Source organism: Turicibacter sp. H121 (assembly GCF_001543345.1).
GTDB lineage: Bacteria > Bacillota_I > Bacilli_A > MOL361 > Turicibacteraceae > Turicibacter > Turicibacter bilis.
The window spans coordinates 348,690-374,656 of the sequence record NZ_CP013476.1 but is presented as its reverse complement, the minus strand read 5'-3'; the positions used below and the strand labels follow the sequence as shown (position 1 = coordinate 374,656).

Genomic DNA, 25,967 nt, shown 5'->3' with positions numbered 1-25,967 from the left:
CATGAAAATCAACCATATTACACTAAAGGATAAAGAGGTGAGAGTATGAGTATTCGTTTCATTGTGGGACGATCTGGGGTAGGAAAAACTCGTGTTATTTTAGATGAAATTAAACAGGCTTGTGACAGTGTACCACAAGGGGATCCTATCTATGTCATCGTTCCCGATCAGATGTCATTTCATATGGAGTATCAGTTACTGAAGCAAAGTGAGCATCCGAGTTTAATGCGTGTTCAAGGATTAAGTTTTAGCCGCTTTGCTTATCGTATTTTACAAGAAACTGGGGGATTAAGTCGTTATCATTTGGATCAAGTGGGACTGGCTATTTTACTTCAAAAAGTAATGAACGAAAAAAAGGAAGACTTAACAGTATTCCCGTTTTATGCAAACAAGCCCGGTTTTATCAATAAAGTCAGTGAAATGATTGCGGAGTTTAAAAACTATTGTGTTAGTCCATCGCAGTTATTTCAATGTGTGAATCAACCACATGAAGATCTAAATTGGTCATTACAATCAACGAAAAAAATTAATGACTTGGCGGTTTTATACGAAACATTTCAACAAGTCTCTTTTAATAAATATTTAATGAGTGAAGATTATTATACGCTTTTAAGTGAGCAAATTGCCAACAGCCAAACGGTGGCAAATAGTGATTTTTACGTCGATGGTTATCATATTTTTAATAAGCAAGAGGAATTAATTTTATTCCAACTCATGAAATATGCTAAATCAGTGACCGTTGTTTTAACACACGATTTAAACTCAGAAAGTCAAGTGTTTGAAATGTCAGGGCGTACACTCACTCGTTTACAAAATGGGGCAGAAGAACGAGGATTAACTTATGAAATATGTGAGTTAACCGCACATGAACAGTCTCGATTCTTTAAGGCAAGTGCACTAAATCACTTAGAGAAACATTTTTTACAAGTTCCACTTGTTCCCTCAAATGAAGAGGGGATTTCTTTCTTTACAGCTGCCAATCGTCGAATCGAAGTGGAGGAAGTCGCGAAACGAATTCATCACTTAGTTCATCATGATGGGTGTACTTATAGTGATATCGCCATTTATACAGGAGACGCGGCTGCTTATGATGAATTAATTGCGGCCATCTTTACGAAATTTGAAATTCCAATGTTCTTAGACTATAAAGAGTCTATGTTATACCATCCGTTAATGACGATGATTTATCATTTATTTGATGTTATCTTAAATCAATGGCGTCACGAATCGTTGTTTACGGTGATCAAGACCGGTTTGCTAATGAATGTCGAAGGATTTAAAAAAGGACAGTCTTTTTATGAGTTGTATCAAGCTTATCAACGACAAGTTGACTTATTAGAAAACTACTGCTTAGCTCGAAATCTAAAAAAATCAGATTGGCAAACATCAGAAGATTGGGTCTATGAACGTTATCAAGGTCTTGGACGTGGGTATGTTAAAACGGATGCCGACCTTGAATTAGAACAAAAAGTGAATCGAATTCGTAAAGAAGTCAGTACACTTATTTCTTCCTTTGAATCGAAGTTAAAGAAAGCTAAAACGTACAAGGATTATGCGATCGCTACGTTTAGTTTCCTAGAAGAGTGTCAAGTTCCACAAAAACTGGCATTATTCGAGGAAAGTGCTCAAGAGTTACAAGACTTGAAGCTATATAAACAGCACGGTCAGGTTTGGAATCAATTGCTTTCTCTTTTTGAACAACTGGTTGAAATTGGTCAAGAAGAAGCCGTTAGCTTAGAAGACTTCGTGAATGTCTTTAAGTCTGGGATTGAAGAGATGGCGTATGCAACTGTTCCACCACGTCTGGATCAAGTGTCGATTGGGGAGCTTCGTCGTGCCCGTTATCAGCTCGTGAGTGATTTAACGACACCTGGACAATATGGCATTAAGCATGCCTTTGTCTTAGGAGTTAACGAAGGACAAATTCCAAAATCGATGACGGAAAGTAGTTTATTAAGTGAAACAGAACGTGAATCATTGAAAGCATTTGGAATTGAACTAGCGCCAAGCCTTGTTCAAACGCAAATCGATGAGCAATTTATTTTATATACCGTGTTTACGTCGCCCAAAGAATCATTAACGTTATCGTATGCAAGTAGTAACGATGAGGGAAAAGAATTTTTACCATCGTATATTTATGCGCATTTAAGAAGTTTATTCCCAGATGCTCCTGAAGATCATGTTGGACGTGAATGGGAAGAGGAAGTGTATGAGCATTTAACAACCCATTCACAAACGGTGGCTCATTTAATTGCGACGTTAAAGCAATATCCGAATCGTCGTTCGTACTATGAACCGTTATTAGATTATTATCAAGAAACGCAGCCTATTGTCTACCAAATGATCATGCAAATTTTAAATTATCAAAATGAAGTGACAAATTTAGATGCACAGATTACGAAGCAATTATACAGTGATGAAATTGTTGCTAGTGTTTCACGCTTAGAGCTATTTAACCAATGTGAGTTCGCTCATTATCTCCGTTATGGGTTAAAATTAAAAGAACGTGAACAATATAAGCTTGATTTACCGCATATTGGAGAGCTTTATCATGAGGCCTTAAAACGGATTGCGGAGTTGATTAAGAAAGAGAATCGTACCTTTGCGGATTTAACACCTGATGAATGTTTGACGTTATCAAAAATGGTATCCGATGAATTAAGTGAGCAATTATTATATAAAATTTTACGTCAAAGTAAACGAATGATGAAACTAACGGAACGTTTAACCCAAGTCGTCTATAAGACGTTACTTGGACTAAAATATCAAGGGAATCATAGTGCATTTAAGCCACTATTCTTTGAATTACCCTTTGATACGCAACAAACAACGGGAATTCACTTAAAATCACGCGAGTTACCTAATGGTTTTAAGTTATCGTTAAAGGGAATTATTGACCGTGTCGATGTGGCGAAAAATGAAAAAGGTGATCACGCGTATTTACGAATCATTGATTATAAATCGAGTGAAAAGGATTTAGAGCTTGATAAAGTGTATTATGGACTCAGTTTACAGTTACTGACGTATTTAGATATCGTTGTTTCAAATGCTCTACAGTTAATCGACATGCCAGCTGAGATTGGAGGATTATTATACTTCCATGTGCATCGCCCATTTATTAGTCATGATGTTGATGATTTATTACGGCAAGAAGCGTATGAACAAAAAGTTGAGCAAATGCAGCATGAAAAATATAAGATGAATGGTTATTTACCAGAAGATTATGAAGTCGTTCATTTAAGTGACCAGCGTTTAAGTGAGCAGTCAAAAAGTGATATTGTGCCGATTACACTCAAGAAAGATGGAAGCTTCTCAGCAAGAGGAAATGCAACGTTAACGGGGGAGTCATTACAGATGCTTCGTAGATACACAAATCAAATGATTGAGGAGTCAGCCACAAGAATTACGCAAGGCCAATTAAATATTAATCCAATGAAGTACGGAAAAAGTACAGCCTGTGATTATTGTCAGTATCGAGGAATCTGTCAATTTGATCCCGATTTCTTAGGAAACGAATCCCGACTGTTACCTAAAATGAAAGCTGATCTTGCGTTGGAAGCGATGAAATGTAAATTAGAGGAAGGAGGAGACGGAGATGAGTAATATTCCTAAAAAGCCGGATGATACAATATGGAATGATGAACAATGGCAAGCTATCTATGAGAAAGGACATGATTTATTAATCTCTGCTGGAGCAGGATCAGGAAAAACAGCCGTCTTAGTTGAACGAATAATTCAAAAAATTTTAATTGATCATATTAACATCGATGAATTACTCGTCTTAACCTTCACAGAAGCAGCAGCAGCTGAAATGAAGCAGCGTATCCGTGCTCGTATTGAGCAAGAACTTGCTAAACAACCAGGGAATTTAGTTCTTTCGGCTCAATTAAATAAAATTTCAGCAGCCAATATTTCGACCTTTCATGCCTTTTGTAATAAATTAATTCGTCGTTACTATTACTTACTTCAACTCGATCCAGTGTTCAAAATTGCAGATGACATTGAAGTGGGTATTTTACAAGATGATGTCATCGAAGAATTATTTGATGAACTGGCGGAAATTGAGGATGAGAATTACCTTTGTTTAAGTGAGAGCTTTAATAGTGATCGCGATGACGAGGCGTTAAAAACGATGTTACTGAAAGTTTATGAGTTGGCTCGTTCTAATCCACAGATGCATCAGTGGCTCATGAATTTACGCTCTTTATATGAGTGGGATGGACATGATTTACAGTCATGGCGCTATTATCAGGAAATTGGAAAACTAATTGCGCCTTCGATTGATGAAGCCCTTTTAGATTTAGAAAAGGCACGTGAATTTGCGAAAGATGCTGAAGTCATGGGAATTGATCATAAATATCGGACAGAAGTTTATGACCAAGACGTCGCTTATGCAACTCGTTTAAAAGAAAGCCAACAATCAGCTTATGCTGATTTGCGTGAAGCCTTTAAAAATACGAAATTAGCTACCTTCCCTCGTTTTAATGCAAAACAATATGATAAAGAAGCTCATGAACAGAGTAAAAATGCACGAGATGCTTTTAAAAAACGTTTAGGAAAACTTGAAGAGAAGTATTTCGTGTACTCTAATGAAACACATGCCCGCCATTTTAATGAAAGTGAACACTTAGTCATCGCATTATCAACGCTTGTGATGAAGTTTCATGAACGATTTCTGAAGGCGAAGCGTGAACGTCAGATGCTTGACTTCTCCGATTTAGAATGGAACACGCTTCACTTATTAGTTCAAGAGGATCAACCAACCGATGTTGCAAGGGATATTTATCATCAATTCAAAGAAATTATGATTGATGAGTATCAAGATACGAACTCGATGCAAGAATGTATCATTACCTCAATTGCAAAGGTTGCCCAGCCTGAAATTCCGATCTTCATGGTAGGAGATGTGAAGCAATCAATTTATCGCTTCCGTTTAGCAGAGCCGAGCATTTTTCAAGGTAAGTATCAAGTCTATTCAAGTAATAAAGAGGCCGGAAATAAAATCGACCTAATGAAAAACTATCGTTCACATCAACAAGTCATTGATGCGACGAACTTTATCTTTAAGCAACTCATGGATGAACCAGTTGGAGAAATTGAGTATGATGAAGCGGCCATGTTAAAGCTTGGAGTAACCGGTGAAAATAATGATGAATTTAACAAAAGTGAAGTGCATTTAATTGATAAAAAACAGTTTGATGAAGAGAGTGAAGCAGACTTAAATGCTATCGAAATTGAAGCCCATCATATTGCCCGTCTGATTTTACAGTGGGTAAATAATGGACAAGAAATTTATGATCGTAAAAAAGGATGTTATCGTCCTATTACGTATCAAGATATTGTGATTTTAATGCGTTCACTTGGTAGTGTGACGATTTTCCAAGATGTCTTCAGACTTTATAACATCCCACTCTTTACGGAACAAAATACCGATTTATTTGACTCGATTGAGATTATTAACTTAGTCTCTTGCTTAAAAGTCATTGATAATCCATATCAAGATATTCCACTCGTTGGTTTGATGCGTTCCCCATTATTCTTCTTCACTGAGCGTGAATTGTCATTGATTAAAGTGGCAACAAAAGCTAATTCATTTTATGATTTAGTTCTTTACTACCGACAGGCCGGAGAAGATGAACTGTTAAAACAAAAAGTGGCTCAATTTGTACAGACGATTGAACGTTGGCGTTTTGAATCAAAAACGACATCGTTATCTCAATTGATTATTCGTATTTATGAGCAGACCTTATACTATGAATTCGTTTTAGGACTCCCACATGGCTATTTACGAAAAGCGAATCTTGATGTCTTTGTTGATAAAGCGCGAATGTATGAAAATAGTACGAAAAAAGGATTGTATGGGTTTGTGAATTATATTGATCGTATGCAAGCACTTGGGAAGCATTTCGGAAAAGCAAAGACGGTGACAGCGAATGAAAATGTCGTTCGAATTATGTCGATTCATAAATCAAAAGGATTAGAATTCCCAGTTGTCTTTGTGTCACAAATTCATAAAACATTTAACCGTCAAGATGAATTAGGAAATTATCTCGTGCATAAAAAGTATGGGGTTGCTGTAAAATACATTGATCCTGTGCTTCGACTAAAGCAAAAGACGATTGCTCAAAGTGTGGTAGGGTCGATGATCCATAAAGAGATGTTAGCTGAAGAGATGCGTCTGTTATACGTAGCCATGACGCGTGCAAAATCAAAACTGATTTTTACGGGGGTCTTTGATACTGAAAAGAAATTGGCTTCAATGAATGAAGTGATTAAAGATTCATCTTGGTTACTACCATCAAGTCATCGTTTAAGTGCAAAAAATTATGCAGATTGGGTGATTCCGGCCGTCTTAAAGCATAAAGACTCAAAGGAAATCGTCGAAACGTGTTGTGAAGCGAAGCCGTTCTTCTTAGATGATCAAAGTTCATGGCGTTTACGTATCATTACCGAGCATGAGCAACTAGAAGAACAAGAAATTGAAAACCAACAGGTTGAAATGCAACCACCGGCTCTTGACTTTGAGAAGATTTTTGATCATTCATATGATTATCAACCGCTTGTTGAAATTAATGCGAAACAATCCGTCTCTCAACGAAAAGAAGAAGAAACCACCCCGATGTTTAAAGGGATTCCTGAAGTTAAGCCACAAGTCGCCTATGATCGTCCATCATTTATGAAAGAACAACAAGTGAGTGGACCAGAAGCGGGAACTGCACTACATCAATTCATGCAACACTTGCCGATAAGTCTCGATCATACGCTTGAGAGTTTGCAAGATATGAAAACTCGTGTGATAGAAAAAGAAATGATGACTGAGGCAATGGCTAATAAAATTGATTTACAACAAGTATTAGCTTTCACAAAGAACCCTCTTTATGAACAATTGACGAAAGCAATAAGTGTGAAAAAAGAGGTTCCATTCATGACGCTTGTTAAAGTTGCCGATCATGAACAATCTCAAATTTTATTACAAGGGGTTATCGATTTATTAGCAGAATTTGAGGATTACGTTTGGATTATTGATTATAAAACCGATTATGTTCGTAATTTTGATACTCAATATGAAGAGCTAAAAGAGCGCTACGCGGTGCAAATGAAGTATTACTCAAAAGCCATTAAAGAAATTTATCCCACTAAAAAAGTAAGCTGTTATGTATACTTTTTAAAAGTTCAACAATATATTGTTTATGAATAGAAAAAAGCTGAATCCCAAAAGGGTTCAGCTTTTTTAATCATCAAATTTTACATTGTCTTTAATATAGGCTTTTGTTTTTAAATAGAGCGTACGCTCATGATAATCGACTTCGTTATGTTTAATCTTAATGCCTTCAATATAAGAAGCTAAGACGAGACCGAATAAAATCATGTAAGAAAGTGAAGAACTCCCCCCATAACTAACAAATGGTAATGTTACCCCTGTGATCGGAAGAAGACCAATCGTCATTCCAATATTTTCGATTTGTTGGAAGAATAACATACCAAAAATTCCAATACAAACATAACTGTTATAATGCCCACGGTTTAATGTGGCGGTATTTAAAATTTCATAATCAAATAAACCGCATAAAATAACGGTAATTAACGTTCCAATGAGTCCAAAGTCCATCCCGATGACCGCAAAGATAAAATCGGTATGAGCTTCTGGGAAGTAGACTAACGAACTTTGGAATCCATTCCCAATTAAATTTCCAGAACCAATGGCTAATAACCCTTTAGCAAGTTGCATTCCTTCATTTCCCATCGTTCCAAAGGGGTCAAACCAACCAGAGAAACGACTTAATTTATAAAGGTCAATCTTTAATGTTTCCGTTAGAAACTCAGGAAAGACGCCTACTAATAAAATAAATAAAGTAACGATAACTACTACAAAGCCACCAACACTTAAAATATAACGCCATTGAATACCAGATGCAAAAATCATCAGCGCGACGAAGAATAAAATAATCATCGTAATTCCTGAATCAGGTTGTTTAAAGATAAGAAGAGATGGTGGTAAGACAGCCGCCATAATTTTAACTAACAAATGTAAATCTGTTTTAAATGTTCGTGTCAGATGTGGATATCGTTCATTATGCGTTTGAATAATATCAGCGACAACTAGCACAATTCCAATTTTCATAAATTCAGAGGGCTGGATGGTTCCGATACCAGGTAAATTATACCAAGAAACAGCGCCGTTTGTTGCTTCTTTTACCAATGGAATGGGGATATGAAATTTTTTATAAATGAATAAACCTAATAAAGGAATCATCCAAAAACCGTAAATCCACCAACGAAGGGCGCGAATTCGATCCACACCAATAATGACAACTAAAATAGCGACAAATGCACCTAGACTAACGAACATTAATTGCTTCGTCGCATAGTTAGCCGGAAGGTTAGGATAGTTGATTTTAGCAAGTGGAATGGCAGATTGGATAGCTACAATTCCAATTCCGATAATTAAAATCAAGTACACGATAATGGGATTATATAATAAAATCCGAAATTTATTTAAAATAGTTCTCAAGTTTATCACCTATCACATAAGGATAATTTTATTCTATCAGATAATCGTGGAATTGATAAGTAATTGAAGGGAAATGTTTTGATAAAATCAAATTCATTACTTTAAGTCTACTCTAGAATTAAAAAAAGCTGGTAGTGACTTCTGACGGGTGATTGCATAGATTATAGTATGACGAAGGTAAGGGAGGTTAGTTTAATGGCAAAATCATTTGAAAAAGAGCCACTTTTATTTGTTGATACAACGTATAAAGGATGTTTTGTGAACGAACAAAGCTTTTTTAAAACACCAACGCCAAAGCCAAAAGATATTGTAGCGGATAATTACGTTCATAATTTTGATCAGATGAGTGAAAGTAATTTTAAATCATTAATTCCATCCAATGTGACCATCCGTGAAGTTGTTGAAGAGCGACCAAGTATAGTGCCAACATCTCCATTAGTTGATGAGTCAGAAGCGATTGCTTCTTATGAAGAAGAGAGTTGTCCGTATGAAACTGTTAATATTTTAGTCGATTATGGAGAGCATCCACAAACATCATTCTTTAATGAAAAAGAGATAAATGCTTCAGATGAACAAGATACTTTGGTTGAAGAAGAAATTAGCCCCTTCTATGAAGAAGGTGTTCTGGCAGAAGAAAAGATGAGCGACTTATCTGAAGAAAACACTCTAGCTGAAGAAGATAGCCATTCGATTACAGAAGAAAGTGTTATTCATGAAGCAGAGGATAATGAGGTGATGATAAATGATGTCAATGAAAGTAATCAGGATGTTGTTCATGTTATGAATAGCGAAGGTGCTGAACAAAATGGTTCTGAATTGCAGTTAGATGAAAAACAACAAGAGATTTTAATGTTTATTCAAGATTTAACCAATCGACCTTCAATGATGAAAGCTCCAATTGTTCAAATTGTAAAAAAAGATGGAAGTTTAAAATCGGGAATGATTGAAATTGTAGATGATCGGCACATCACCATTGATAATTTGATGGACGACGTTGAAACTATTTCATTGGCAGACATTGAAGGAATTAGAATTTTACATTTATAAAAAGAAGCCAGTTAGTTGGCTTCTTTCACTTATTAAACTAATATTGACACCCTTTTAAGTTTAAATGAACGTCATCAAGACATTGAATAGCACTGATATCATCTAAATTAATGGTTACGCATGTTTGGGTAACTTTATAGAGTTTAGATGTAGAAGGTGAATATAAGTTTATTTCCTCATTATGATATGGACAAATTGGAATTAATAATCTTAAAACTGCACAATTCCCTTTGACTTCTTCAACTCGAAAAATGAGATGAGAGGCAGAAGTATTCTCTTCACAATAGATAATTTCAAATGGATCGCCATTTTTTAAATATAGAATAATTGGTCGAGTATTAGCTGTTGAACGATGTCCTAGAAATGGCTTATCACAGCGTGTACAAAGACTTTCCTTTTCTTTAGATTGGCATTGATGTTGTAATCGATCAATTAATTTTAATGTGTCTGCTATACAATTTTTCTCAACACAAGAAGGACTAGTTTCACAATGAATAGTATGATAATAACTACAACTCACACGGTTCACCCCCTTACACTTTATAATTTATGCTCACTGCGATAGGCCGTATAGTGAGTTTCCCTAAATATTAAAAAAAGAGGATTAATCCTCTTTTTTTTAAATACAATCACAAATCTCTAATTTTAAGAATACATCATCTAAACACTGAATAGCAATAAAATCATTTAAGTTGACAGTGACACAAGAACGTGTCGGAATGAATTCTGACTCTGGATTATTTGAATTAAATTCATTAAGCATATCACGGTCATTCATACAACAAGTTCTTCTTGTTGTTAAAGCTCTTAAGGTAGCACAATTTCCATTAACATCTTCGACCCGAAAGACTGGAATTGGTTCATTTGGACTATCTGTTAATACGGCTAGTCTAAAGGGTTCACCATTTGGAAGATATAAAATAAATGGCCGTGTATTAGCCTTAGAAGTTTCGCCTAATACAGGCGTATTACAACGAGAGCAACCAATTTCAGTTGGAACAACCGCTTGTTGTAATCGATTAATGAATCTGACTGTGTCAGCTACACAATTTGCTGCTCTATTTGTATTTGAGTTATTGTTTGTTGATGGAGTACTACATTCACAACTCATATCCTCACCTCCTAGATACACTATTAATTTATGCCTATTTCAGACAGATGACTATTTAAAATCCCCAAATTTGATAGTTAATTTATCTATTTTAATTGTTAAATTTTAGGTTTATTTTAAAAAAGATGGTACATACTAAACATGATGTGGAAAGGGGTGCTTGTTAGATGCAAAAAGTATTAGTTCCTATTGGTATTGTCACTTTGCTTGGGTCAGGTCTATTATTTTACTCCTATATGATGAGTGATGAAATGGTGTTAAGACGACTTGGTTATGATAAAACACTGATTGAGAGCCTAATAAAGGAACAACCTGACCTTGTTCAAAATTTAATCGAGGATGATCGAAATAGCGAAGATATTTCAGATTATCTAACGATTAAAGGATTTAATTATGATTGTTATAACGCTTATGTGCAGTTAGCCGAGTATTATCCAACTCTTGAATCGAGTGAAGTGGTTTATTTAGCGACATTTTTAGATCATGTCTTTTTTCCCACTTTGCTTCAGCAAGGATATGAAGAGGAGACCATAAAGACCTGGTTCTCTGATCCTGATTTTAATACATATGTGGAATCAGTTGATATCGTAGCGTTAAATCGTCTATTAAACTATGCTAAAGAAACAGAAAGTGATTTGATGACTTTGTTTAGTTATGTTAATTATGAAAAGCAAAATCCATATTTAAAACTTGATGAAGTTATCTCAGCTATTGATGAATATCAAACAGTTGTGCTACCTAATTTAAAATCTAAAGGGTATGAATCACAAGAAGTTGAGGCATTGTTTTATCAATTTGGCTTATCTGATTTGAAATCATTAATGGAAACGACTTTAAATCCAGATCAAGCTTTTGAGTTGATGGCGGCAAGTAGCTTTGATTCTTCATGTTTTGCCATCTATGATGAAGTGTTAAGTCAAGATGAAAATTATTCGGTGACTTATGCATTGCAATATGCTAAGTATCCGAACGTAAAATCTAAATTTTATCAAGACATCGTTGAAACACCAAATACGAACAGCTTACTTGTTTTAGTGAATCAAAATTATCGTTTAGATGAATTTTATGCACCGACAGATTTTGTTCCTGTGGAGGTGCCAGTCACACCGTATTCTCAAGTGAATACGAATTATTTACGTCGTGACGCTGCTGATGCGACGGAATTATTATTTTCTAAAGCTCAAGAAGCAGGATATGAATTAACACTAAGAACAGGTTATATTTCGTATAGTGTGCAGAAGAATTTATACAATCAAGACGTCTATGAAATGGGGCTTGAGTATGCTGATAAATTCAATAGTCGACCAGGACATAGTGAACATCAAACTGGACTAGCTATTGATATTACGACTCCATCGATTAATAACGAGCTATCACTAGAGTTTGCTGATACTGAGGAAGGAAAATGGGTATTAGCACATGCGCATGAGTATGGATTTATTATTCGTTATCCGGAAAATCGTGAATCAGAAGTTGGTTATTTCTATGAACCGTATCATCTTCGTTATGTTGGAGTTGAAGTAGCAACTGAGATTTTTGAAAACAATTGGACGTTAGAAGACTATATTTTAAACTATGGTTTATTAGATGCTGTATCAGATGAGGTTCAGACTCCGGAAGAAGGAACACTAGAGCAAGACCCTTCTTTAGAGGACTCTAATGAGGCAGATGATACAGATGAAGAGGAATCGAATGATCACCTTGATGAATCAGATCAAGAAGTGTTGCCCGATAAAAGTAATGCTAGTCAGTCTGGTTCAACGGATTCTGAATTAAATGAAGATTCCTCTACCGATGATTCATCATCAGATGAGGATAGACAACAAGCGATTCAAGAAAATAGGGAATTAAGTGATCAAGAAAAATATCAATTATAGATTGATTTATCCCCAGTTTAAAGTGCAGATTTGCACTTTTTTTATTTCCAATTTAACTGAAAAAAATGTCGGGAAATAGGTAATGTTTTAGGCTCGATAAAAAACGTGTCGGGAAATTGTTTGTCGATAATTAGAGGGTAGAAAAAGTTGTCGGGAAATAGTTTAAAAGGATTGTCGAAATGTTCGGAAATAAGGTGGATTTGTCAGAAAAATAAAAAAAGCTAGCGAGGTTTGCGAGAGGTAACCAAAGCTAGCTTTTTCAATAAAAAATGTAATGAATGAGCATGATTGTTGAAGAGATAGTCATATATTTTTAAAGAGGTAGTTATACACAAATAAGGAGGACGTCATAAGATGAAATCTATAAAAATCTGTGTCGGGAGTTCCTGTCATTTAAAAGGATCATATGAGGTGATTCAACTGTTACAACAACTCATTAAATCTGCGGGTTTAGAAACATGTATTGAACTAAGAGCTGCATTTTGTTTAGGTCATTGTACAGAGGCTGTTTCATTGGTGTTACCAACAGGGGAAGTGATAGGTGTATCACCGGATCAAGTTCAACATATTTTTAAGTCTGTTATTCTTCCTCTTGTAATGGAGGAAGAGTAAGATGAGTGTGATTAATTTTGAGTCAACTAATTGTAAGAACTGTTATGCCTGTGTGAGAGCATGTCCTGTTCAATCAATTAAAATAAAAGATGAGCAAGCTATCATTATGGAAGAGCGTTGTATAGCATGTGGATTATGTTTAAAGGCTTGTCCTAAAAATGTAAAAAAGGTTGAAACGGAACTTGAGAAAGTTAAGTCTTATTTAAATAAGGGGGAAAAGGTCGCTATTTCTTTAGCACCGACTTGTTTTGGTGTATTTGATGTTTCAGCCCAAAAGATTTGTGGTGCATTAAAGAAGTTAGGTTGTTTTTATGTTGAGGAAACAGCTGTCGGTGCCTTAGCGGTCACCAATGCTTATCAAAAGATTCAAGAGGAAATGGAAGAGACTTGTTGTATTACAAGTTGCTGCGCTTCAGTTAACTTATTGATTGAAAAACATTTTCCTAAGCTCATTCCATTACTTATTCCTGTTTTAACTCCATTAATGGTGCATGCTAGATTATTAAAACAAAAATATGGTCATGAAACGAAGGTGGTTTTTATTGGTCCATGTCTAGCAAAAAAGATTGAAGGAGAAGAAGATGAGTTTATTGATGCGGTCCTTACAATCGAGGAGCTCATTCAGTGGATTTCTGAAGAACATCTCGATTTTGATCAAGTTGAATCGATGAACTTAGATGCCACGGAACAAAGTCAACGAACGTATCCTATAGTTGGGGGAATGAGTAGTTGCTTTACTAAACGAAAGAAAAACATTGAGATTGTTCCAGTAGATGGCATTGAAGATTGTATTAAAGTCTTAGAAGGAATTGAGCGTAGAGAATTTGAAAATTGTTTTTTTGAGATGAGTGCTTGCCACCATAGTTGTATCGGAGGACCTGCGATTGGTGATAAGGAGGTTAATATTTTCAAACGTAAAATGAGAATTAAAAAATATCGGGAACTTAATGATCCAAATCAAATTCCTGCTTCACAAACCTACCCGCTTCACGTTAACGTAGGTCGAATATTTAAAAATAAATATGCCCCCATCCTTCAGCCAAGTGAAAAAGAAATTGAACAGATCTTAAATCATATAGGCAAATATTCATCTGCTGATGAGCTGAATTGTGGTTCGTGCGGGTATAAAACATGTCGGCAGAAGGCGATTGCTGTTTATAATCATATGGCTGAACCATCAATGTGCTTACCTTATATGAAGCATAAGGCAGAGACATACTCACATGTTATTTTTGATGTGACGCCAAGCATTATTTTAGTAGTCAATCATGAATTAACGATTGTTGATATGAACCCGGCCGCACAACGTTTTTTTGATATTACGAAAGATCAAGCGATTGAGCTGCCCATTTCCGTCTTTTTAGAGGAGGAGCCTTTTTTAGAAGTGATGGAGTCAAAACAAGATTTAGTAGGGTTACGTTTGACACTTAATAATAATCAAACAACCGTAATTGAGAGTATTATTCGAATCGAGCACCAAGAGGTAATGCTTTGTATTTTACATGATTTAACTGAAGAAATTCGTCATGAAGAACATTTACAGCGGTTAAAAATTAATGCGATTGATATGGCTCAACAAGTCATTAATAAACAGATGATTGTAGCACAAGAAATCGCTAGCTTACTAGGAGAGACAACAGCTGAGACGAAAGTAACCTTAACCCGACTAAAAGAATTAATCCAAGAAAATGAGGTATAAGTGATGAATTACTTTGTCGATTTTGCTTGTCGTAGTTTAAATAAGGTAGGAGAAGAACTTTGTGGAGATAAAGTTGAATTTTTTCGAACGACTGATTGTGTGATTGCAGTTTTATCGGATGGACTAGGAAGTGGAGTTAAAGCAAATATTCTAGCAACGTTGAGTTCAAAAATTGCAATTACGATGCTTAAAGCGGGACTTTCGATTGATGAGGTGGTTGATACAATGGTTCATACCCTCCCGGTTTGTCAAGTGAGAAAGCTTGCCTATTCGACCTTAACTATCGTTAAAATTGACGTCTCTAATAATGTCTATGTGGTAGAGATCGATAATCCTAGTGTGTTTTTTATTCGAGATGGAGGGGTAAAACCTTTAGAAAGTACAGAGCGTTGTATTAATGGGCGAACAATTAAAGAAAGTCAATTTGTTTTACAAGAAGGCGATACACTGGTGTTAACAAGTGATGGTGTGATTCATGCAGGCGTTGGGACGATTTTAAATTTAGGATGGAGTTGGCCAGAAGTGTCTTGTTTTTTACAGTCAGTCATTGATGAAGAAAAGACAGCTCGTGAAATCACGAATTTATTGCTTGACGTGTGTTCTGATTTATATGTCGGTCAACCGGGGGATGACACAACGGTGGCGACTTTAAAAGTTATGAAACCCAAATGGGCAACCTTATTTGCTGGACCGCCACAGGTGAAATTAGAAGATCAACAGGTTGTCAAAACACTCATGAAAAGTAGCGGGAAGAAAATTATTTGTGGAGGAACAGCCGCAAATATTGTGGCACGAGAAATTGGTGAAGAGATACAGACGAGTTTTGATTATATTGATCCACGTTTTCCACCGATTGGTTCCATTCGTGGGATTGATTTAGTCACAGAAGGCGTATTGACGATTAAAGGAGCCGTCGAGATTTTAAAAGATGTGCAAATGAATTCGAGATTTGAAAAACTTGAAGAAGGACATGGAGCAGCACGTTTAGCGAAGTTATTGTATGAGGAATGTACGCATATTCAATTACTGATTGGTAGGGCCATTAATGCGGCTCATCAAAATCCTGATTTTCCTAAAGAATTGAGCATTAAATTACGAGTTATTGAGGAGCTAGAAGAAATTTTAATTAAAGTTGGAAAAGTTGTTCATATTCAATATTTTTAAAGCAAAAGGCATCCTCGATTAGTAAGGATGCCTTTTATGATGAGGTTAAAATTTTTAAAAACTCGTCTTCATTTAAAAAGAGGATTTCTTGACCATGATACACTAGTTGAATGGCTTTTTTTAGCTTTGTGCTCATTTCATCAGGAGAGAGTTCATAAATGTTTTTAATCCCTGTCACAATAATGTTTGTCTTTTTCGTAACTGAGCTGCCTACCGTTCCACCTAATTGGCCGATTAAAGCAATCGCTTCTGTGCGTGAGAGTGATTGAAGAGGACCAGTAAAGACGACTGTTTTGTGCTTGAAAAAGTCTGTTTGACTATTAAACAACGGTGAGGTAATTCGTTGGAATTGACGGTTAGAAGTTAAGGTCGAATGCCCTTTTTTGGGTGCTTGATAACCTTTATCATACACTTTTCCGGGTTTAATTCCAACTTGATCAAACACGTCGTGAATCGTTAAGGAATTAAGCTCATCTTTAACTTTTAATAAAATATTTGCGCAGGCAAACGCATCGGCGCCCGCATGATGGTGATTAAATTCAAGTCCTAAGTAATGATTAACAGTATTTAGTTTGGCATTTTCAAGCATAGGAAAGAAGTTTTTTGCTAAGAGCATCGTACAGCCATAGTCAAATGATGGATAAGGAAGGCTATAGGCGTCTAAGGTCGCACGTAAAACACTGATATCAAAGGATGCATTGTGAGCAATGACAAAGTTATTTCTAAAGTAAGGTTCAAGTTCAGGCCAAAGAGCATCAAATTCTTTTGCATTTTTCACATCATGAGCTCTTAATCCGTGAATCCATGTATTCATCGGACTAAATCTTAACTCCTTAGGTTTGATTAAATAATATAATTCATCAACGACTTGTCCATTTTTGACAATCGTCATCCCGAGTGAACAAGCACTCGCACGTTTTTCATTTGCTGTTTCAAAGTCGATGGCGATAAAATTCATGACGAAGCCCCCTATATAATGGTTGTATTCACTATTATAACTGTCAAATGGTTTTCTGTTAAGGGTTAGAAGCAAAAGTACAGAAACTGACAACCATAGAGACTAGCATCAGATTTAATGAAAAAAGAATCATCGAAATATGATGAATGCGTCGTTGATTTACAAAAAATGACGAATTTCTATTTTTAAAGTTTGCTAGAATAATGCCACAGCCCCGCTCATATATTGGGTAGCAGTGACTACATATGAGGGGGCGGTTGCTTTGAATAAAGAAGTTCAAATAAGTGTTCAAAGTTTAGGAAGAAAGCAACTACGTTTAACACCACAACTAACTAGGACATGCTATTTTTATAAGATTGGAAACGATCAAACAAGAAATAATTTATTGCATACAGTTTTATTAATTGACGGCTCAGCAAGTATGCTTCCTTATTTAGAAGACCTCAAGCAGATTGTTCATGAAACCATTCATCAATTAAATGTATCCCATAAACTTTCCATTTTACTATTTGGGAATGAATTTGAAGACGATTGGCTTGTCAATCAAGAGTTTATTATAGATAAAGAGCTACTTACTGAAGCGTTACACAAGCGGCTAGAAGAACGATGTGGTGATGAATGGACGGTGTTATCGTCTGCCCTTGAAACCACATTTGGCATGTTAACGAAACAAAAGGAGAAGGAAGAAATCCAGCTCATTGTGGTGACAGACGGTCATCTTTATCCATCGAGTCATTCCATTATCGTGGAGCAATCGAGATGTTATGGCTGGATGCTTGATTTGGCGAAGCAACACGTCATGACGCATATTGTAGGGATAGGAACATATAACTTGAATTTTTTAACTCGGTTAGCTACGACGAGTCGGACAGGTGATTTTTATCCTTATCAAAACTTAAAGACATATCGAACTCATTTCAAGCAATGGAAAAGTTCACTAAAAAAAGGCGCTCATCAGGAAATCTGTCTATTTAATAAGGACTATTTTCTCATGGCCCAAACGTTACATCTTCATCAGCCTAAACAGTTATTGGCGCTTCCTCAACTCGTGGTGACCTTTGATGAAACGTTAAAACTTGAACAACAAGAAGTTCCAGCGTCAGCTGATGAAGTCTCAAAGGAGATTGAACAACACTTTAAGCTTGCTTATGGCTACTATCTCATCAAGCAACGTCAGATTGATGATGCTTCTTTTTTACTTCAAGAGACAGACCTTTTCCCAATCATCCATCAAGGATATTCCATCAATGAAATAAGTCGAAGTTTAGCATCGATTAATCAAGCCCGATACACACCGCAGGCATTAAGAGTGCAATCGTTTATTCCATTATCGGTGTTTGAATTGATTCAAATGATTTTAGACGATTCCTTCTCTCAGCTTTATTATAAAAATGAAGCTCGATTTCCCATTAAACAAGACGATGGTCGGGTGACCTTTACGGCACATGATAAGCTATATTTTCCAATTATTCAAGTTCGAGCTAGTACGACCAAACAAAATGTGACGTTCACGGTAAAAGTCGAAGGTGTTGCGAAGCAAAATCAAACGGACTTGAAGTTAGATTGTTATATTTTTCGGGAATATTTTTTAATTGAAGGTGGAAATTTAAAGTTACAAACGTTAGCGTGCCGGTTATCACCGACACTCAGAAAGCGATTCGTAGCATTAAAGCTCATTTCAGGGCAACTCAATCATGAATCTGAAATTGATTTAATTGATTTATCACGATTAAAGTTAACTCATTTTCAATGTTTTTCATCTGATATTAGTCAAATGATGGCTCAACAATTATATGAACTCGAACAATTAACCTTGAGACAACAAGTCTTAAAAACACTTATTTCAACGAATCAATCGACGTTTAGATTAGACAAGCATCAAATAGATGAATCGATTAATCGCATCCGGAGTCAGTATCATGTGAGTCCGTCAGGATTATTTATTCCAAGGGTGAAATCAAACGCATTAGCGAAACGGGATGCTTATGATGAGAGCTTCACCAAATGGTCAATAGAAAATTTTCCAAAACAGAGTGAATGGCAACGACTCTATGAAAATATTCAACAACAAGTGCTGATGAGTCAAGAGAATCCTCTTCAGTTATTATATACACGGTTAAATGAGACGAAAAAGCAACGATTAATACTTCAAAATAAAATCTACTTATTAAGAATCCAGTCTCAGTTATGTGGGCAACCTATTTTTTATTGGGATGAGGTATATGAGAGAGAAGTGAAAAAACAAGGTCAACACACGCACCTAACAACTGGGAAAATGCTGACTTCAAAACAAAAAATTGGTGAAATTGTCGTCTGTGAGAATAAATATTACATTCACTCGACAACCTAAGAAGAGACACTAAAATCATTAACAAAGGAGGTATATAGGAGATGGAGATGAATCAAGGACGAATCATTCGCTTAATCATTGCTTCTTTAAATACGGTGTTTATCTTATCGTTCATTGCATATAAGGTGTTTGAATTTCAAGATGCGAAAGCGTTAGTGTTAGCGTATGAAGACATCGCCTTACCAAATATCTTCATTAATGATTTAGACGTGTCGAACTTAAATCGAGATGAGATTAAAGCGATGATTGATGATCAAATAAAGCAGTATAAAGAACGGAAAATCATCGTTCATGTTGGAGAAAAAGATTTTGAAACAACGTTATCACAGTTTAATCCGACGGTTAATCAAGAGATGGACCAGTTAGTTGATGAAATTATTGCGATTGGAAAAGATTTAGAACTAATGGAACAGGCCTCTCAAATCAAAGAGCCGATGCGTTATGAATTTACGGTCAACTATACTTATGATCATGATGAAGTTGAAAAATGGGCGCGAATGATTGAGAAAGAGGTTTATGTTGAAAAAGTGGAACCGAAATTCGAAATGGCTGGTTACGGAATTTTAAAATTAAATGAAGGTCAAGATGGTCAACTCATTTTGACCGAAGAATTAAGGGATATGTTAATTGAGGAACTGGATATAAGTTCTATGGATCCGATTGAGGTTGAGGCAAATGTGATGACTGATCCTCGTGAACGAGATATTGAGCAGTTAAAAATGATCAACACTAAGATTTCCTCTTATTCGACAGATTATCCAACAGGAATTCCTCGTGCTAAAAATGTTGAGCTAGCGGCATCTAAAATCAATCATACGATTTTGATGCCGGGTGAACAGTTTTCTTATGCAGAAAAGGTGTCCCCGGTTGATGGGGCGCATGGTTATGTGAATGCAACCATTTTTTTAAATGGGAGAGCTGTTCCTGGAGTTGGAGGGGGAATCTGCCAAGTCTCTTCAACCCTTTATAATGCTCAACTTAAGGCAGGTATTATCGCCACTGAGCGACGCAATCATAGTTTGCCAGTTAGTTATGTTCCACTCGGTCAAGATGCCACGATGGCGGATAATGCGATTGATTTAAAGTTCATTAACACGCTAGAATATCCAATCTACATTCATACTTATGCGCAATATGGAAGCCTAACGGTTGAAATTTGGTCGAATTCCGAAGCGCTACATGGCATTACTTATCGTCCTAAAACGATCATCTATGATGGCGGGCTAAAGGCAGATACGACGCTTTATGGCTATAATGCTGATGGGGAAGTGGTCTACGAACAGTTTTTACATACGAGCGTTTATAAAAAGAAAACTCATTAAAAAAGGATTCCATCAAGGAATCCTTTTTGTTATTTTAATTTCGTTAAGTTCATAATGAAGCTTTCATCTGGATCGATATAAATCGTTTTTTGATTCTCATATCTGACGAATCCAAGATGGGCAGCAGGTACTTTTTTAACGTGGCGTACGCGTGTGTAATCAATAGGCACACTTGATGATAAGCGCCCTTTTGAGAAATAAGATGCGAGCTGTGCCGCTGAACGAATCGTAGCTTCGCTTAACTCATCGGCATCGCTTCGAACTAAGACGTGCGAACCTGGCATATCTTTAGCGTGGAACCACCATTCGTGACGACGGGCGAATTTATGGGTTAAGTAATCATTTTGTAAATTATTTTTCCCAACGAAAATCTCGACACCGTCTGTTGATAAATATTTCTCGATGTTTGGTTTTCCATTCGTTTTACGTTTTTTTATTTGACGTTTACGTAAATACCCTGCTAACTCAAGTTCTTCTTTAATCTCATAGGCATCTTTTAACGTTGCTGTTTCAATTTGAATCATCAGCGTTTCAAAGTAAGCAATCTCTTTTTCGGTTAACTCGAGTTGCTCTAAAATATAATTCACCGCATTTTTAGCTTTGGTATACTTTTGGAAGTATTTTTGAGCATTTTCAGATGCTGATAACATCGGCTCTAATGGAATATCAAGTTCTTCTAGGTTCTCTGAATAGAAGTTTTGTACACGCACAACTGAGTCACCGCGTTTAATTTGATAGATATTCGCTAAAATTAACTCACCTAAAACTTTATACTGCTCCGCTTTTTCGGAATTCACTAATTCCTCATTTAACTTTTCAAGTTTTTTTACATTTTTGTCATATTCTTGACGGATAAAACGTTCAATATCATGGAATTGTTGTTTAATACGATCGCGTTCAGCTTTTCCAAAATAATAGCGGTCAAACATGTCCCATAATGTAACGCACGGAATCAGTTCTCCTTCAATATGATATAGCGGAAGAAGGTAGAAGTATTCTTTGGACGCTATCATGACATGAGGAGAAGGTGCTTCTTGAATTTTAGTCAAGACATTTGTAAACGAGTCATAGATATTTTGGATTGAATCCGATTCACTGCGATAAATAATTTCGCGAGCAATGAGTGGAGATAAGCCTTGGAATTTAGCGACCAGTTGTTTATCGTAACGCTCACCTTCAACCATTAAGCTTGAGAAGGTTTCAAAGTCAACATCTGTTGGGAGTTGTTTTTCTTGCGTAGGCGGTAAAATATAGGTAGCACCCGGTTGTAAAGAACGATAACGATTGACAAGAGGTGAGATATGTTTAATCGTATCTAAAATACGATGCGTCGCATCTGTTAAAATTAAGTTACTATGTTTCCCCATAATCTCAATATATAAAAATTTAATCATTTGATCACCGAGTTCGTTGATATGACGAATCGTAAACTTGATGATACGATCATGGTTAATCTGTTCGATGTTATAAATAATTCCACCTTCTAGATGTTTTCTTAAAAACATACAAAACATCGGTGGCTCATCTGGATATTGATAATCAAGCTTTGTGATTTGCACACGAGCATAAGATGAATGTGTTGAAAATAACACTTTCTGATTTTTTCCTTGCGCACGAATTTGCATTAAAATTTCGTGGTTTGATAATTGATAAATTTTATTGATACGCCCAGCAAGTAGCGATTCCTTTAAGGAAGCAGCGACACTAGACGTCATAAGACCATCAAAAGCCATTAAAAATCACCTCTTTAACAATGAATTTATATTCAAAAGTATATCATTTTTTAAAACTGTTAGACATAAAAATAACTGAAAAATCTCATAATAATCATACTGTGTGTATAGATATTTCTAAAATGTCTAAAATGAACTGTAAAATAATTCATGATAAATTCTGTGTCGAGCTATTTAATTTTGTTGAAATTCATGCTATTATAGTGGAATGAAAGTTTAAGGAGAAGTGAATGCATGAGATTAGTAGAAAAAGGCGTACTAATAGTCATATCAGGTCCTAGTGGTGTAGGAAAAGGAACTGTGCGCGCATCAATATTCGAACAAGAAAACCATAATTTAGAGTATTCAATTTCAATGACAACAAGAAAACCACGCGTTGGAGAAGTTCATGGTGTGGATTATTTCTTCGTTGAAAAAGAAGAATTTTTAGATAGAATTGATCAAGGTCAATTATTAGAGTGGGCTGAATTCGTTGGAAATTATTACGGAACACCGCTTGATTATGTGAAACAAAAATTAGATGAAGGAAAAGACGTTGTTCTTGAAATCGAAGTTCAAGGTGCATTACAAGTTAAAAATGTAATGCCAGATGCATGCTTCATCTTTATTGCTCCTCCTAGCATGGAAGAGCTTCGTAATCGCATTATGACTCGTGGAACAGAAGCGATGGAAGTTATTAATAAACGTATGCAAAAAGCAGAGTCTGAAATTGGACTTGCTCATGAATACGACTATATCGTTATCAATGATACGGTAGAAAATGCTCGTGATCGTATTATGGCAATCATTGAAGCTGAGCATTCACGCTCAAACCGTGTCTTAGAATATTATAATAAGAATATTGTGGAGGTTGAATAGTAATGACAGGAATGCGCTATCCATCAATCGATAAATTATTAGATAAAGTAGATTCTAAATACAAAATCGCTTACATCGCTGCAAAACGTGCACGTCAAATTGTTGACGCTGGACAATCACAATTAGATTATGTTGACGGATTACCAACAGCTAAATGTGCAAAACCAGTTGGGGTTGCTTTAGAAGAACTATTAAACGACGTTGTTGATTTCGAATTAAAAGAACAATAATGATTAAACCTTAGCGAATGCTAAGGTTTTTGTTTTGCGTACGTTTATCAAAATGTGTCGTGTGTTATAATAAAAGTAATGAATTGGGGAGGTGCCAAAGTGATTGCTGAAGTTGTTGTTGATATTAAAAATAAAGCTGTGAATAAAGTCTTTGATTATACGGTGCCAGAAGAATTAGCACATTTAATTCAACCTGGTGTTCGTGTTTTAGTTCCATTTGGACCTCGCACGATTATGGGCTTTGTTATTTCGTTAAAAGAACAGACGGAGTTACAAAATCTACGCCCGATTAAAGAACTGATTGATGTCGTTCCAGTTTTAAATGATGAGTTGCGTGAGCTTGGAATGAGTTTAAGTGAAGAAACAGGAAGTACGATGATTCAATGTTTCGAGGCGATGATTCCAAATGCCATGCGTGCAAAATATAAGAAAAAGCTTCTTTGTTTAAGTGACACGTTATCGCCCAATTTAGCGTCGCTATTTCAAAATTCACGCGTCATTGATTATGAGCAAATCCCTGCTAACCTTTTAAAAGAAGTTAAACAAGCAATTGAACATAAACAAGTTGAACTCATTTATGAAGTGAAAGATCAGCTTGGTAAAAAGATGATTAAATATATCGCACTTGTCGATCGGAACTTAGATTTATCATCATTTAATCGCGCAGCGAAGCAAAAGCAAGTGTTAGAATATTTAATAGCACAGCCGAACCCCGTTTTAAAGTCTCAACTAATGGATGAGTTACAAGTTACTCATGCCATTATGAAAACACTTGTAGATAAATCGGTCATTAAAGAAATCGAGGTAGAAGCCTATCGTGATCCATACGCAGATGTGGTGCATCAACAATCGAAGGCGTTAAAATTAAATCAAGAACAGCAAGTTGCAGTGACTACTGTCGCTCATGCGTGCGAGGAAAATGCATGCGATATCTTTTTGTTACATGGTATTACAGGAAGTGGGAAGACAGAAGTTTATTTACAAATGATTGAAAATGTGTTGGTTAAAGGGCAACAGGCGATTATGTTAGTACCAGAGATTGCCTTGACACCACAAATTGCAGGGCGATTCAAAAGTCGCTTCCAAAATAAAGTAGCCGTTTTGCATAGTGCTTTGTCAATGGGTGAGAAGTATGATGAGTGGCGTAAGATTTTAAAACAAGAAGTACAAATTGTGGTGGGGGCCCGTTCAGCCATTTTTGCTCCATTTAAAGACATCGGTATTATTATTATTGATGAGGAGCACGAGGCGACATATAAGCAGGAAGAGGCGCCACGCTATCATGCAATAGAGGTAGCTAAACAGCGTGCAATTACACATCGATGTCCAGTTGTGTTAGGAAGTGCGACACCGTCTTTAGAATCATTTGCTCGTGCTCAAAAAGGGGTTTATCGATTATTAACGTTATCGAAGCGTGCCGTTTCTACAGCGAAGTTACCCACGGTCAAATTGATTGATATGCGTCAACATTCAACGGTCAGTGATCAAATGATTTTAAGTGATGTTTTGCAAGAGGCGATTGCAAAGCGTTTAGAGCGTCAGGAACAAGTCGTGTTACTTTTAAATCGTCGAGGTTATTCGAACTTTATGCAATGTCGCGAGTGTGGAGAAGTGGTGAATTGTCCAAATTGTGACGTCTCACTGACCTATCATAAGCCAAATCAAAAATTAAAGTGTCATTATTGTGGCTTTGAGTCATTCATTTTAAGACGATGTCCATCTTGTCAGAGTGAAGAATTACGATTTTTTGGTTTAGGAACTCAAAAAGTTGAAGAATATTTACAAGATCAATTTCGGGGTGCACGTATTATGCGAATGGATGTAGATACGACATCAAAAAAAGGTTCACATCAAGAGCTCATTGCGGCCTTTGAACGAAAAGAAGCAGATATTTTAATTGGGACACAGATGGTTGGAAAAGGACTTGATTTCCCAGATGTGACCCTTGTTGGTGTCTTAGCGGCTGATTTAATGCTTCATTTATCTGATTTTAAAGCCGCTGAACGAACCTTCCAATTATTAACTCAAGTTGCAGGTCGAGCCGGTCGTCATGAATTAGAGGGGGAAGTGCTCATTCAGACCTATAGTCCAGAACATTACGTCATGAAATGTGTCGTTGAGCAAAATTATCATGCATTTTATGTCGAAGAAATGAAGATGCGCCGTCGTTTTGGCTATCCACCATATTATTATTTAGCGAGTGTCATGATTAGTAGTGAAGAGTATAATGATCTCATTATGGCATGCGATAAAGTGAATCAATATTTACGAAATCAACTCGGACATAGCTGTATTATTGTTGGTCCAACTATGCCGTATGTTGGGCGAATCAATCAGCGATTCCGCATGTATTTTATGATTAAATATAAGCAGGAACCAAGGTTAAGAGCTATTTTGTCTCAGCTGTTAATGTATTTCCAAGAAGGTTCAGTGAGCCTATCACTTGATTTTTTTCCAAATCAGTTTAATTAATTAAAAAAACTTATTAAAGATG

At 36.1% G+C, this 25,967-nt stretch carries 17 protein-coding genes; 12 read left to right on the top strand and 5 right to left on the bottom strand.

Translation table 11 applies throughout. From position 1 onward, the window contains the following. Positions 1-45 precede the first annotated feature (45 nt). Positions 46-3,603, top strand: coding sequence for a helicase-exonuclease AddAB subunit AddB (gene addB, locus AT726_RS01630; RefSeq protein WP_068758892.1), 3,558 nt, complete (start codon positions 46-48; stop codon positions 3,601-3,603). Next, positions 3,596-7,198 carry a helicase-exonuclease AddAB subunit AddA gene (gene addA / locus AT726_RS01625; RefSeq protein WP_068758891.1) on the top strand — a complete coding sequence of 1,201 codons (3,603 nt, stop codon included), beginning with the start codon at positions 3,596-3,598 and terminating at the stop codon, positions 7,196-7,198. The genes addB and addA overlap by 8 nt, the downstream gene beginning before the upstream one ends. 33 nt (positions 7,199-7,231) lie before the next feature. On the opposite strand, the gene AT726_RS01620 is transcribed toward addA, so the two are convergent. Further along, the gene (locus tag AT726_RS01620) at positions 7,232-8,461 is read right to left on the bottom strand and encodes an FtsW/RodA/SpoVE family cell cycle protein (RefSeq protein ID WP_237297160.1); all 1,230 of its coding nucleotides are present in this window, start codon (positions 8,459-8,461) and stop codon (positions 7,232-7,234) included. Between the two features lie 246 nt (positions 8,462-8,707). Here AT726_RS01620 and AT726_RS01615 point away from each other — a divergent pair, with 246 nt between their 5' ends. After that, a complete protein-coding gene (locus tag AT726_RS01615) occupies positions 8,708-9,559 on the top strand; it encodes a hypothetical protein (protein WP_055242071.1) in 852 nt (283 codons plus the stop codon). A 37-nt stretch (positions 9,560-9,596) separates the two neighbouring features. Here AT726_RS01615 and AT726_RS01610 read toward each other — a convergent pair whose 3' ends face one another. Both AT726_RS01610 and AT726_RS01605 read right to left on the bottom strand, forming a co-directional pair. After that, positions 9,597-10,079, bottom strand: coding sequence for a CotY/CotZ family spore coat protein (locus AT726_RS01610; RefSeq protein WP_068758889.1), 483 nt, complete (start codon positions 10,077-10,079; stop codon positions 9,597-9,599). A gap of 99 nt (positions 10,080-10,178) precedes the next feature. Next, positions 10,179-10,670, bottom strand: coding sequence for a CotY/CotZ family spore coat protein (locus AT726_RS01605; RefSeq protein ID WP_068758888.1), 492 nt, complete (start codon positions 10,668-10,670; stop codon positions 10,179-10,181). Positions 10,671-10,837: 167 nt separating this feature from the next. Here AT726_RS01605 and AT726_RS01600 point away from each other — a divergent pair, with 167 nt between their 5' ends. The 4 genes from AT726_RS01600 to AT726_RS01585 all read left to right on the top strand — a co-directional run bounded on the left by AT726_RS01600 (position 10,838) and on the right by AT726_RS01585 (position 16,022). Beyond that, complete coding sequence (locus AT726_RS01600; RefSeq protein ID WP_082704858.1) at positions 10,838-12,547, top strand: M15 family metallopeptidase; 1,710 nt, start codon at positions 10,838-10,840, stop codon at positions 12,545-12,547. 354 nt (positions 12,548-12,901) lie between these two features. Continuing rightward, a complete protein-coding gene (locus tag AT726_RS01595) occupies positions 12,902-13,159 on the top strand; it encodes a (2Fe-2S) ferredoxin domain-containing protein (protein ID WP_055242077.1) in 258 nt (85 codons plus the stop codon). A gap of 1 nt (position 13,160) precedes the next feature. Next, complete coding sequence (locus AT726_RS01590; protein ID WP_068758887.1) at positions 13,161-14,858, top strand: [Fe-Fe] hydrogenase large subunit C-terminal domain-containing protein; 1,698 nt, start codon at positions 13,161-13,163, stop codon at positions 14,856-14,858. Positions 14,859-14,861: 3 nt separating this feature from the next. Next, entirely contained in the window at positions 14,862-16,022 is a 1,161-nt protein-coding gene (locus tag AT726_RS01585; protein WP_068758886.1) for a SpoIIE family protein phosphatase, read from the top strand. 34 nt (positions 16,023-16,056) lie between these two features. Here the strand turns inward: AT726_RS01585 and AT726_RS01580 are convergent, their stop codons facing one another. Further along, positions 16,057-16,980, bottom strand: a complete 924-nt coding sequence (locus AT726_RS01580; RefSeq protein WP_068758885.1) for an exonuclease domain-containing protein — start codon at positions 16,978-16,980, stop codon at positions 16,057-16,059. A 262-nt stretch (positions 16,981-17,242) separates the two neighbouring features. Here AT726_RS01580 and AT726_RS01575 point away from each other — a divergent pair, with 262 nt between their 5' ends. Both AT726_RS01575 and AT726_RS01570 read left to right on the top strand, forming a co-directional pair. Next, positions 17,243-19,330 carry a vWA domain-containing protein gene (locus tag AT726_RS01575; protein ID WP_068758884.1) on the top strand — a complete coding sequence of 696 codons (2,088 nt, stop codon included), beginning with the start codon at positions 17,243-17,245 and terminating at the stop codon, positions 19,328-19,330. Between the two features lie 41 nt (positions 19,331-19,371). Beyond that, positions 19,372-20,652 (top strand): VanW family protein, encoded by a 1,281-nt coding sequence (locus AT726_RS01570; protein ID WP_068758883.1) that lies wholly within the window; start codon positions 19,372-19,374, stop codon positions 20,650-20,652. Between the two features lie 29 nt (positions 20,653-20,681). Here the strand turns inward: AT726_RS01570 and AT726_RS01565 are convergent, their stop codons facing one another. After that, on the bottom strand, positions 20,682-22,385 hold the full coding sequence (locus AT726_RS01565; protein WP_068758882.1) for an Rqc2 family fibronectin-binding protein: 1,704 nt from the start codon (positions 22,383-22,385) through the stop codon (positions 20,682-20,684). Positions 22,386-22,619: 234 nt separating this feature from the next. Between AT726_RS01565 and gmk the strand changes: the two genes are divergently transcribed. The 3 genes from gmk (at position 22,620) to priA (ending at position 25,945) form a co-directional block, all read left to right on the top strand. Next, positions 22,620-23,243, top strand: coding sequence for a guanylate kinase (gene gmk / locus AT726_RS01560; protein WP_055242092.1), 624 nt, complete (start codon positions 22,620-22,622; stop codon positions 23,241-23,243). 2 nt (positions 23,244-23,245) lie between these two features. Continuing rightward, positions 23,246-23,473 (top strand): DNA-directed RNA polymerase subunit omega, encoded by a 228-nt coding sequence (gene rpoZ / locus AT726_RS01555; RefSeq protein WP_055242094.1) that lies wholly within the window; start codon positions 23,246-23,248, stop codon positions 23,471-23,473. A 99-nt stretch (positions 23,474-23,572) separates the two neighbouring features. Next, the gene (gene priA, locus AT726_RS01550; protein WP_082704857.1) at positions 23,573-25,945 is read left to right on the top strand and encodes a primosomal protein N'; all 2,373 of its coding nucleotides are present in this window, start codon (positions 23,573-23,575) and stop codon (positions 25,943-25,945) included. Positions 25,946-25,967 lie beyond the last annotated feature (22 nt).